The sequence below is a fragment of the Pseudanabaena sp. PCC 6802 genome, assembly GCF_000332175.1.
Lineage (GTDB): Bacteria > Cyanobacteriota > Cyanobacteriia > Pseudanabaenales > Pseudanabaenaceae > PCC-6802.
The window spans coordinates 2,604,310-2,613,938 of the sequence record NZ_KB235914.1; the positions used below are offsets into that span (position 1 = coordinate 2,604,310).

A 9,629-nucleotide genomic window follows, 5' to 3' on the forward strand; every position below is an offset into this window, starting at 1 on the left:
AATTATGTATAAGAGTGTATATGTACACAATATTACTTTTTGTGCGTACATGCGTCAACATGTACTTAGACTCTGCGATCGCTCTTAAGATATGTATGATGACCAGCGCGTAAAAATTGATAAGGTAAGGTTTCAGGCATGGATTGCGGCTGAGGTGGCTAAGTCCAGTCAGAATCGCGTGGCGAAAGAGCTTGGCACGACTCATGCAACGATTAACCGCTACGTCCACGGCAAGGTGGATGCGGTGACGGGCAGGCAAATGAATGCGATCGCTGCTTATCGGGGGGAGTCCGTGCAGGATACGTTGAGATTGTTTGCGCTACCCCTGCCAGAGGTGCAACCTGCAACTGGGGATTTAGGCGATCGCCTTGCTACGCTAGAGGAGAAGTACGAGCAGCTTTTGGCTGAGGTCGAACTTTTGAAGGATGAGCGGGAACTTCTCGCAACTGAGGTGGGCAATTTGAAGGAATTCGTTGAAGTGCTGATCGAGGAATTCAATGAGGCGAAAAGAGCTAAAGGCAGCAAAAATAAGATTTGAGGATATCGAAAGGTATCTACGGATTTGCGATCGCGTGGTGGAGGACGAGCGATCGCTAACGATCTCTTGCTCTGAGTCGGTGGCAAGAAACCTCAAATCCAGACTCGATGCGCTCTTGTTGAAGTACGATTGTTTGGAAAAAATTACGATTAATGGGGAGATTGTTTACAGACATCTACCTGTGCTGCTTGAGCCTCCTGGCAAGGGATTCAGGTTGGAACGGGTAGAGATAGACTTGAGCGATCTTGTCAAAATTCCCTTGCGACAGATGAAAAAAAGGTAGATTCTTACAAATTTTTATGTTTTGATATAAACATGAATTTTGTACGATAGATTATGACTCTTATACCTTTAGATATTGATTTCTCGGCGCTGATTCGATTACCGCTTTATCTGTGCCCTGTTTCGGCTGGGTTGCCGTCAAAGGCAGATGACTATGTGGAAAGATACATTGATGTACCTCGCTGGTTTGTCGAGCATCCATCGAATACATTTGCAGTAAGGGTATCTGGCGATTCGATGATTGGGGCTGGTCTGTGTGATGGGGACATTGTTCTTGTCGATAGTGCAATTGAACCGACCCATGACAAGATTGTGGTGGCTCTGATCGATGGAGAGGAGACAATCAAGCGTTTGTATATGCATGATGGTCAGGTGAAGTTGGTGCCGGAGAACCCGAATTACGATCCTATTTCGATTCATCCTGAAACAGACTGTACGATTCAGGGGGCAATTGTGTGGATGTTGCGGAGTTACGTGTGATTTTAATGGGCGATACGCTTTTTTCTTACCGAGCAATTGGTTACTATTTAAGTGTAGACAATAGACCTCTTGCAGATTAGGTTGAGGTTGAGTTGCCAAAGAACCCCAAGATAGGAAAATATCAGGACATAGCAATAACGAAAAAGCGTCCTGATGATGAACTATATAATAGCGCAAACCCTACCTGCTGCACACTTTAAGCGTCGATTTGGTATCGAGACTAATACGTTCAAAGCAATTGTGAAAGTGCTTAAACCAGAGTGGCGAGCAACGCCAACACCTGGAGCCAAGCCTAAACTCGGACTAGAAGACCGCATATTGGTTGCCTTCGAGTATTGGCGGGAATATCGCACCTACTTTCACATCGCCACTAGTTGGGGCATCAGCGAGTCTACAGTTTGTCGAATAGTGCATTGGGTAGAGGAGACTTTAATCCGCTCACGTCGCTTTCGACTACCTGGGAAGCGCCAGTTGGTGCGGGGCTTTGGGATACCTACAGTCGCGATCGTTGATGTGACTGAAACTCGCATTGAGCGTCCTAAGCGGCACCAACGTGCCTTTTATAGCGGCAAACAGAAAGGGCACACGCTCAAATGTCAACTCATAATTGACGCTCTTACTGGGCAGATTATCTGTACGTTTTTCGGCAAGGGGCGACGGCATGATTTCAAGCTGTTCAAAGCTTCTGGCATCCATTTCCATCCTCAAACCGAGAGTTTGCAGGACAAGGGTTATCAAGGCATCCAGAAACTGCATCTCTACTGCCGCTTACCCCACAAGAAACCGAAAGGTGGTCAGCTTACGCCTGAGCAGAAAGCGTTCAACCGCCAACTTGCGCGCCAACGGGTTGGCATTGAGCATGTTAATCGCCGCTTGAAGATCTTCCGCATCTTATCTGGACGCTATCGCAATCGTCGTCACCGCTTTGGTTTGCGTTGCAATCTAATTGCTGGTCTCTACAATTTTGAACGCTCTCAAGGCTCCTCAGTTGGCTAATTTGCAAGAGGTCTAATCTCCACGGTATGAATCGCTATGCATGGTCTAGATAAATGACAATGAAAGTACGAGAGGTCATCAAACTGCTAGAAGCTGATGGATGGCTCTTAGTAAGGACGAGAGGCAGTCACAGACATTACCGACATTCAATTAAGTCGGGAACTGTAACAGTGCCAGGTAAGTTTTCTGACGATTTGCCTCTAGGTACGCTCAACAGCATTTTTAAGCAAGCAGGACTGAAGCCATGAAATACACAATTATCATCGAAAAAGCTAAAGATAACTACTCGGCTTATGTGCCAGATTTACCAGGATGCGTGACTACTGGCAGCACGATCGCTGAAATCGAACAAAACATGAAGGAAGCGATCGCGGGACATATAGAAGTTATGCGGGAATATGGCGATCCGATTCCTATGCCTTCTCACCTTCACGAACTCAGCACCCCTGCTAGTATAATCCTTGAGCTAACTATTCCTGAGCTAGAAACTGCATGACCGAATCATCGTTATGTTTGCGGCTGTGCGGCAGTAATGGCATTGATGTAGCTGAAGATCGTATCTAGCTCGCCAATGGCATCTAGTTCTGCGGATCCCTCTGAAGTTAGCGTGTCAGCTTTTTTCTTTTCGAGTAGTTCGTTCATGCGATCGCCAAGTTCTGGCGTAAATTTAAACAGATTTAGGTTGTGGATACGCTCGACTCGAATCCCGTTGACCAGTAATGTCGGGCACACTTTCCAGGCAACAGATTGGGGCACTCCACAAGGGTCGCCGACAAAGAGCTAGAAGCAAGAGGGCATCGCTTTGCACGGTATATGGATGACCTGGTAATCTTGGTCAAAAGTAGGCGGGCAGGGACTAGGGTGATGGCGAATATCAGCCAGTACTTGAGCCAAAAGCTGAAGCTCAAAGTGAATCGGCAGAAGAGTCGTGTGGTGAGGACTGACAAATTAGAGTTCCTGGGATTTGTATTTCGAGGCATTCGGATTTGGTGGTCTGACCAAGCCTATCGCGATTTCGTGCATCGACTGCGCGGATTAACGTCTCGTAGTTGGGGTGTTTCGATGGAGTACCGCATGGAACGATTGAACCGATACTTACGAGGCTGGATGAACTACTACGGCATTTCCCAGCATTACAGTCCGATTGAGCAGTTGGATGGTTGGTTGCGGCGACGGATTCGTATGTGTTATTGGAAACAGTGGCGCAGACCTCGCACCCGTATTCGCCATCTGCTGGCATTAGGAACTAGTAAGCGACAGGCGATTTTGACGGGCATTAGTCGCAAAGGCTATTGGCGTTTGTCAAAGACTCTGGCGACCCATACGGGTATGTCGAATCAGTGGTTACAGCAACAGGGTTGGCTTTCAGTGCGAGATCTTTGGATGAAAGTCCAGGGTTATGCCTGATTTTCCTTTGGGTTTGTTTGCGCGGCAATTATGAACCGCCCGGTGCGGACCCGCACGCCGGGTGGTGTGGGAGGGAAGGACTAAACACCCTTCTCGACCCGATTATACAGTGTTTTCAAGGACTATCTACTGGCAAGTCCAGCTCATCGCGCATTAGTTGATCAGTAGTCAGACCAAAAATGTCTGCTACCTTCAGTATCATCTCAGCATTAGGGACTCTTCTCCCTTTCTCTAATTGCGATACAAAGGTATTATGCACATCTAGCATCTTACCTAAATCTGTCAGCGTCAATCCGCGCTGAATTCTCAGTTGGTATAGTTTTTCTCCAAACCTCTTCATAAAACTTAATTGACTAAGCAACGCAATTAACGCTAAACTCTCATAGCAATAGCTATGAAATCTCGAAATACATTGGTACCTTAAGCACTATGCCCCTTTCCGTAACAAATCACAAGGCTCTTTCCACCGTGAGTGATATTGCAGCCTCTTGTAATTCCCTTACTTGTGCAGAGTACTTTGCAGGAATTGGGCTGGTAAGATTGGGACTAGAGAAAATGGGCTGGAAAGTCGTTTTTGCAAATGATTGGGCACACGACAAATTTGAAATGTATTCTGCTCATTTCAGAGATGCAAGCCAGCATTACAAGGTTCAAGATATTTTTTCTATTTGTCATGCTGATGTTCCTAATACACTACTTGCAACAGCTTCATTTCCATGTATCGATTTATCCTTGGCAGGCAACTTGAAGGGCATTAGCGGCGAACATTCTAGCGCTTTTTGGGGGTTTACTCAAATTCTTGAAAATCAAGCAAGTAAACCATACCTCGTAATGCTAGAGAATGTAACAGGGTGGCTTACTTCAAATAATGGTCAGGACTTCCGAATCACGATTCAGGAATTGAATAGGTTGGGTTATGCTTGTGATGTTTACGCTATCGATGCAGCACATTTTGTGCCTCAAAGTAGACCTCGCATCTTTGTTATTGGGGTGCATACTTCCCATTCAGATCAGAACATACTCACTCTTTTAAAACGTTCTCCCTCACTTAAGACCAAGGCACTTGAAAAAGCAGTCATGGCTAATCAGGATTTGCGTTGGCATTTTGTAGAAGTTCCATCACTGCCTGAAAAGGTAAAAACAAATGTGAGTTGTATTGTGGAACATGTACCCAACGATGATGTTCGTTGGTGGCTAAATGATGAAGTGAATCGCCATTTGAGCATGATGTCGCCTGTCAATCTAAATTATCTAAAGGAATTCCAGAATTTACCGTATTACTCTTATTGCACAATGTATCGGCGGGTACGAATAGGAAAGCAACGAGCAGAACTTAGAAAGGATGGCATTGCAGGTTGCTTAAGAACTGCTAGAGGCGGCAGTAGTCGGCAAATGTTAGTCAGAGTTGGACAAGGAACTATCAAAATGCGCCTTATGACACCTCGTGAGTATGCAAGACTACAGGGCGTGCCAGATAACTACCCCATTCCATCACAAATCAATCAAGCTTTGACTGGATTTGGTGATGCTGTTTGCGTACCTGTCATTACCTGGATCGCTGAAAATGTCTTTAGTACTTTAGTTAAGGCGCTTCAAGAAAATACGTTAGCTCTCCATTGCTGATTTCTAACAGTCGAACACCTTGACTCCTGACAAAGCCATAAGTTACCGAACGTCGAAACCTCTGTCTGTCCGCAGTTTCATAGTTTTGAACTAATTCGGGTAACCATTTGTCAAACGTGGAAATCATCTTGGTACGCTCGACCAGCCAAATTTCAACATTTGTATATGTTTCGCTTCTAGCGACAAAGATGTGATCTACATCTCTGTCATCTGTTAGTTTGTCCAACCCACGATTTCTGTGATACTGGTACTCAAAGCTGCCTCCAATAACAGCAGACTTAACTTCATAATTCATCAAATCTGCTCCGTCTCCTCTTCGTGCTCTATCATTCAGTAAAATTGCAGCAAACACCTCCCAATCTTTTGAGCCTACACTTCCTTGTAAAGAGAAGCCGTACCGTTCATAAATTTCGGCTTTATTCTGGCTATATTCGAGAATGTATGCTCTGTAAAAAGAGTAAGCTTCTTGAACTTGAAGATTTGGCACACAAATCACCCTCAATAAATGCTACACGCCGAGGATGAGTATATGCAAGAATGTGTCACTCTGGTCAAACTTTCGCTGTATAACGGTCGAATTGAGCGGCAATAGATCACCTCCAACTCAACACTGCAATATCTCAATATTGTCCGCTCCAATGATGTGTGTACGCCCAGTCATGTGGATTGTCAACCGAAAAATGAAGAAAACAAATAAATTTCAAACAAAATTAAGCCGAATCAGAACTTTCAGCATTTCCAGCATCGAATTTTAATAAGGTTCAAATTATCCCCATCCTCTTGTATTACTCTACTGAAAGTTCGTAACTCAATAGACCTCTTGCAAATTAGCCAACTGAGGAGCCTTGAGAGCGTTCAAAATTGTAGAGACCAGCAATTAGATTGCAACGCAAACCAAAGCGGTGACGACGATTGCGATAGCGTCCAGATAAGATGCGGAAGATCTTCAAGCGGCGATTAACATGCTCAATGCCAACCCGTTGGCGCGCAAGTTGGCGGTTGAACGCTTTCTGCTCGGGCGTAAGCTGACCACCTTTCGGTTTCTTGTGGGGTAAGCGGCAGTAGAGATGCAGTTTCTGGATGCCTTGATAACCCTTGTCCTGCAAACTCTCGGTTTGAGGATGGAAATGGATGCCAGAAGCTTTGAACAGCTTGAAATCATGCCGTCGCCCCTTGCCGAAAAACGTACAGATAATCTGCCCAGTAAGAGCGTCAATTATGAGTTGACATTTGAGCGTGTGCCCTTTCTGTTTGCCGCTATAAAAGGCACGTTGGTGCCGCTTAGGACGCTCAATGCGAGTTTCAGTCACATCAACGTCGCGACTGTAGGTATCCCAAAGCCCCGCACCAACTGGCGCTTCCCAGGTAGTCGAAAGCGACGTGAGCGGATTAAAGTCTCCTCTACCCAATGCACTATTCGACAAACTGTAGACTCGCTGATGCCCCAACTAGTGGCGATGTGAAAGTAGGTGCGATATTCCCGCCAATACTCGAAGGCAACCAATATGCGGTCTTCTAGTCCGAGTTTAGGCTTGGCTCCAGGTGTTGGCGTTGCTCGCCACTCTGGTTTAAGCACTTTCACAATTGCTTTGAACGTATTAGTCTCGATACCAAATCGACGCTTAAAGTGTGCAGCAGGTAGGGTTTGCGCTATTATATAGTTCATCATCAGGACGCTTTTTCGTTATTGCTATGTCCTGATATTTTCCTATCTTGGGGTTCTTTGGCAACTCAACCTCAACCTAATCTGCAAGAGGTCTAATAAAAGAACCCTCTCGACAACCAGTCATTCGTAGTCATCATCGTAACAATGCTACACATTCCTCATTCGTTATAAAGGTTGCTGTGCCGCAAACAGCATGACGTGGTCAAAAAATGCTCACTGGGCGAACAACGCGGTCACAGCAGGAAAATTTGTCGATGTATCTTTTGTAATGAGTTTTTTCTAGTGCTGTACTACATTAATGAATTTTCCTGGAGGTTAAGCTGCTGGAGTTTCCGCAACAAGAAATTCTTTTTGGTAGTGCTCTCTTTTTTGAAAGGCTGCGCGAATCCGACCAATAAGTTTCCGAGCGACGGCAACGATGGCTTTGGTCTTTCCGGTTCTAGGATAAAGCCTCTCAAAAAAATCAGCCAGTGTTTTATCTTTCCCAATCGCTCTCCATGCGATCTCGATTAATATCCCTCTAACTCGACTATTGCCTTGGCGACTGATGTGACCTCGACGGATCGTTTCACCACTAGAATGTTCACTGGGGGTTAGACCTGTAAATGAGAACAACTGACGTTCATTCTTAAATTGGCACATATTCCCCAGTTCATTTGACAAGATCCGAGCAGACAGTGGCCCAACGCCAGGGGCGGAGCGGTAGGTCTTTTCGTTGGGGTCTTCTTTAGCTTGATGCTTCAGTTCTTCCTCAATCTTCTTAATTTCCTCATCTAGATTTCTCCAAACGCTCCAGTAGGCGTTAATCGCAATCGTTAATTCTTTTGATGGAGCATTTTCCAGAAGCTCATCGACGAGTATGTGGGTCATCTGGCGGGTCTCATCATCATCAATCAGCCCAAACTGGTGAAACTTCATCCTGATTTTGTTTTTGACAGCAGTGCGATCTTCGACAAGCTGTTGTCTGGTGCGACTCAGCAACCGATGGGCTTCTTCTACCTCACTGGGAATGCGGATTCCCTTTAATCGCCTTACTTCCAGCAGGGTGGATAATTTGAGCGCATCTCGTTTATCGGTCTTGACGCGGTCATTGACGGAAACTTCAACCCATGATGCATTCACCACTAGATTCTGGATTCCATGCTTCTTAAGTTCTCGATGTAGAACAAACCCTGAAAACCCAGCTTCATAGGCAGTATGGATGGTGGCTCCATCAAAATATTTAATGAGTTGTAGGGATAGAGTTTGAGGGGATGCTGCTGTTGTCCATTTCTTGACTACTTCTCCCTCTACTTTGGCAACGACAGCATAGGTCTTTTTATGCACATCAATTCCAATAAAGACTTCTTTGCCAACGTAAGATATCACCTTAGCATCTTTTTTCATGTTGCTACTCCTTGACTCCGAATTAGAGAGGTTAATACATTCCTACCTTCAGGTTCGCACCTTGTTGAGCGCTTTACAATCCATCATAGGAACAGCATGGGCGTGAACTAATGGGGTGAAAGTCCCCTGTAGGAGAACCAGCGTCCAAATGATCAATTTACAGATCCGAGTGACGACCACTACTAGCTTAAGAAGCCATTTAGGAAGTAAAAGGCGCACCAAAAGCAGGTATAAATACTGATGAAGTCTAGTATAAACCTGAAGAGATGCGCCGATCCTATAATACCGATTTATCCAACCAAGAATGGGAAATTATCGCACCCATGCTACCCAAACCATCAAAATGGGGTAGGCCACCCAAAACAAATATGCGAGAGTTACTGAATGCCATTTTCTATATACTCAAAAATGGTTGTACATGGCAGAATCTACCCCATGACTTTCCGCCTTACTCAACGGTCTATTTCTACTGGCAAAGGTGGGAAAGAACTGGGCTACTGGAGGAGATTAATCGCAAATTGAGCCAACAATTTAGGGAAAAGGTTAGTAAAGAGGCGACCCCAAGCTTGGTGAGTATCGATAGCCAGAGTGTGAAGACAACAGAAAGTGCGGGCAGTCGAGGTTTTGATGGCGGTAAGCAAATCAAGGGCAGAAAACGCTTCGCTATGGTTGACACCTTGGGCTTAGTTGTAAAGGTGTTGGTGTGTGCAGCTAACATCGGTGAAAGAGCAGGAGCTAAGCAGTTGTTACAGAATCTCACATCTCCATTACCACGATTAGAGAAAATTCTGGTTGATGCTGGATTCTCTGGTGATGAAATCACACAATGGGTCAACGACAACTTCGGATGGCTTTGGGAAGTTAGCAAACGGGCAGACAATCAGAAAGGTTTTGTAGTGGAGTCAAAGCGTTGGGTGGTAGAGCGAACCTTTGCTTGGTTAGGTAATTGTCGTAGACTAAGCAAGGATTATGAATTTTATGAGCAAATGTCTGAATCGTTTATTTACTTGGCTTTAATCCGCAAAATGCTAAGAAATCTGGCAACTGCGACTTCCTAAATGGGTTCTAAGGCAAGAGTGCTTTCGCGAGGAAGTGTTTGAAGGAAGCCGGATAGCAAACCGACGAGCCGACGAACAGAAATGTCATAGAAGGCTGAGACCCCTGGGTGAGTTGGCACAACACAACAAAACCTCTGGTTCAAGGGGCACAGTAAATGACACGGTTGCGGCGGGACAGTTCACGTTCTTATCT

Annotated in this window: 13 protein-coding genes and 1 pseudogene; 9 read left to right on the forward strand and 5 right to left on the reverse strand. The window is 45.3% G+C overall.

Going from position 1 to position 9,629, the window contains the following annotated elements:
- Positions 1–91 precede the first annotated feature (91 nt).
- The 6 genes from PSE6802_RS0117610 to PSE6802_RS29445 all read left to right on the forward strand — a co-directional run bounded on the left by PSE6802_RS0117610 (position 92) and on the right by PSE6802_RS29445 (position 2,792).
- Entirely contained in the window at positions 92–538 is a 447-nt protein-coding gene (locus tag PSE6802_RS0117610; protein WP_019501364.1) for a helix-turn-helix domain-containing protein, read from the forward strand.
- Complete coding sequence (locus PSE6802_RS0117615; protein ID WP_019501365.1) at positions 498–821, forward strand: hypothetical protein; 324 nt, start codon at positions 498–500, stop codon at positions 819–821. Before PSE6802_RS0117610 ends, PSE6802_RS0117615 begins: the two co-directional genes overlap by 41 nt.
- A gap of 53 nt (positions 822–874) precedes the next feature.
- On the forward strand, positions 875–1,300 hold the full coding sequence (locus PSE6802_RS0117620) for a LexA family protein (RefSeq protein WP_026103373.1): 426 nt from the start codon (positions 875–877) through the stop codon (positions 1,298–1,300).
- A 156-nt stretch (positions 1,301–1,456) separates the two neighbouring features.
- Positions 1,457–2,296 carry an IS5 family transposase gene (locus tag PSE6802_RS0117625; RefSeq protein WP_019498088.1) on the forward strand — a complete coding sequence of 280 codons (840 nt, stop codon included), beginning with the start codon at positions 1,457–1,459 and terminating at the stop codon, positions 2,294–2,296.
- 59 nt (positions 2,297–2,355) lie between these two features.
- On the forward strand, positions 2,356–2,544 hold the full coding sequence (locus tag PSE6802_RS32095; protein WP_071592353.1) for a type II toxin-antitoxin system HicA family toxin: 189 nt from the start codon (positions 2,356–2,358) through the stop codon (positions 2,542–2,544).
- A complete protein-coding gene (locus tag PSE6802_RS29445; protein WP_019501368.1) occupies positions 2,541–2,792 on the forward strand; it encodes a type II toxin-antitoxin system HicB family antitoxin in 252 nt (83 codons plus the stop codon). The genes PSE6802_RS32095 and PSE6802_RS29445 overlap by 4 nt, the downstream gene beginning before the upstream one ends.
- 11 nt (positions 2,793–2,803) lie before the next feature.
- Here PSE6802_RS29445 and PSE6802_RS0117635 read toward each other — a convergent pair whose 3' ends face one another.
- Positions 2,804–3,052, reverse strand: a complete 249-nt coding sequence (locus PSE6802_RS0117635; RefSeq protein ID WP_019501369.1) for a hypothetical protein — start codon at positions 3,050–3,052, stop codon at positions 2,804–2,806.
- On the opposite strand from PSE6802_RS0117635, the pseudogene PSE6802_RS29450 reads away from it, so the two are divergent.
- Positions 3,018–3,703 (forward strand): annotated as a pseudogene (locus PSE6802_RS29450) (group II intron maturase-specific domain-containing protein); the annotation flags it as partial. The gene PSE6802_RS0117635 and the pseudogene PSE6802_RS29450 overlap by 35 nt on opposite strands.
- A 115-nt stretch (positions 3,704–3,818) precedes the next feature.
- Here PSE6802_RS29450 and PSE6802_RS35890 read toward each other — a convergent pair.
- On the reverse strand, positions 3,819–4,043 hold the full coding sequence (locus PSE6802_RS35890; protein ID WP_019501371.1) for a helix-turn-helix domain-containing protein: 225 nt from the start codon (positions 4,041–4,043) through the stop codon (positions 3,819–3,821).
- An 89-nt stretch (positions 4,044–4,132) separates the two neighbouring features.
- On the opposite strand from PSE6802_RS35890, the gene PSE6802_RS0117650 reads away from it, so the two are divergent.
- Complete coding sequence (locus PSE6802_RS0117650) at positions 4,133–5,326, forward strand: DNA cytosine methyltransferase (RefSeq protein ID WP_019501372.1); 1,194 nt, start codon at positions 4,133–4,135, stop codon at positions 5,324–5,326.
- On the opposite strand, the gene PSE6802_RS0117655 is transcribed toward PSE6802_RS0117650, so the two are convergent.
- From PSE6802_RS0117655 to PSE6802_RS0117665, 3 genes are all read right to left on the reverse strand, one after another.
- Positions 5,286–5,813, reverse strand: coding sequence for a hypothetical protein (locus tag PSE6802_RS0117655; RefSeq protein ID WP_156815577.1), 528 nt, complete (start codon positions 5,811–5,813; stop codon positions 5,286–5,288). The genes PSE6802_RS0117650 and PSE6802_RS0117655 overlap by 41 nt on opposite strands.
- A gap of 340 nt (positions 5,814–6,153) precedes the next feature.
- Positions 6,154–6,992 (reverse strand): IS5 family transposase gene (locus PSE6802_RS29455; protein ID WP_156815411.1). Its coding sequence is split into 2 segments (ribosomal slippage): positions 6,154–6,644 and positions 6,644–6,992, totalling 840 coding nucleotides; the frame shifts between segments, so codons are not numbered across the junction.
- 315 nt (positions 6,993–7,307) lie between these two features.
- On the reverse strand, positions 7,308–8,378 hold the full coding sequence (locus tag PSE6802_RS0117665; RefSeq protein WP_019501374.1) for an IS110 family RNA-guided transposase: 1,071 nt from the start codon (positions 8,376–8,378) through the stop codon (positions 7,308–7,310).
- A gap of 266 nt (positions 8,379–8,644) precedes the next feature.
- Here PSE6802_RS0117665 and PSE6802_RS0117670 point away from each other — a divergent pair, with 266 nt between their 5' ends.
- Complete coding sequence (locus PSE6802_RS0117670; protein WP_019498649.1) at positions 8,645–9,436, forward strand: IS5 family transposase; 792 nt, start codon at positions 8,645–8,647, stop codon at positions 9,434–9,436.
- The last annotated feature ends 193 nt before the right edge of the window (positions 9,437–9,629 follow it).